Raw genomic sequence first — 794 nt, 5'->3', positions numbered from 1 at the left:
CGCTTCGCGCTCGTCCACACCGACGCGCTGCACGTCACCGAGCTCCCTGGGCCCGCCCCGACCGCCCTGGTCGCGAACCTCCCGTACAACGTGGCCGTCCCCGTCCTGCTCAACATGCTCGCCCGCTTCCCCACCATCGAGCGCACCCTGGTGATGGTGCAGTCCGAGGTCGCCGACCGCCTGGCCGCCCCGCCCGGCTCCAAGGTCTACGGCGTGCCCTCGGTCAAGGCCGCCTGGTACGCCCACGTCAAGCGCGCGGGCGCCATCGGCCGCAACGTCTTCTGGCCCGCCCCCAACGTCGACTCCGGCCTCGTCTCCCTGGTCCGCCGCGCCGAACCCCTCACGACGACCGCCTCCCGCGAAGAGGTCTTCGCCGTCGTCGACGCGGCCTTCGCCCAGCGCCGCAAGACCCTCCGCGCCGCCCTCTCCGGCTGGGCAGGCTCGGCCCCCGCCGCCGAAGCCGCCCTGACGGCGGCGGGCATCTCCCCCCAGGCCCGCGGCGAGTCCCTGACGGTAGAAGACTTCGCCGCCATCGCCGAACACACCCCCTGACCCACCGCAGGCGCCCGGGGCCGCCCCTTCCGTTATGCGGCTCCGCCGCGTGGCGGGGCACGCCCGGTGCCCCGCTTCGGGGCTCCGCCCGCACCCTGCCGAGGCGCCTGCGGCGGGCTGTCCCCACCCCGCCCCTTCCCGAAACCGGGGGACACCCCCGGCCCCCGGTACGGGGGCTCCGCCCCAGGCCCCCTTCAGGGCTGCGCCCTACGCCTTGCCGGAGTCTGTGTCCCGGGCTCCCC

1 protein-coding gene is annotated in these 794 nt (G+C 76.1%); it reads left to right on the top strand.

Translation table 11 applies throughout. The features are described 5' to 3' along the window. A partial coding sequence (locus SSOG_RS17275; protein ID WP_039941233.1) for a ribosomal RNA small subunit methyltransferase A occupies positions 1–552 on the top strand: 552 nt, incomplete at its 5' end. Between the last annotated feature and the right edge of the window lie 242 nt (positions 553–794).

The organism is Streptomyces himastatinicus ATCC 53653 (genome assembly GCF_000158915.1).
Classification (GTDB): Bacteria; Actinomycetota; Actinomycetes; order Streptomycetales; family Streptomycetaceae; genus Streptomyces; species Streptomyces himastatinicus.
The sequence above is the reverse complement of the archived record's forward strand: the minus strand, read 5'-3'. Positions and strand labels throughout refer to the sequence as shown.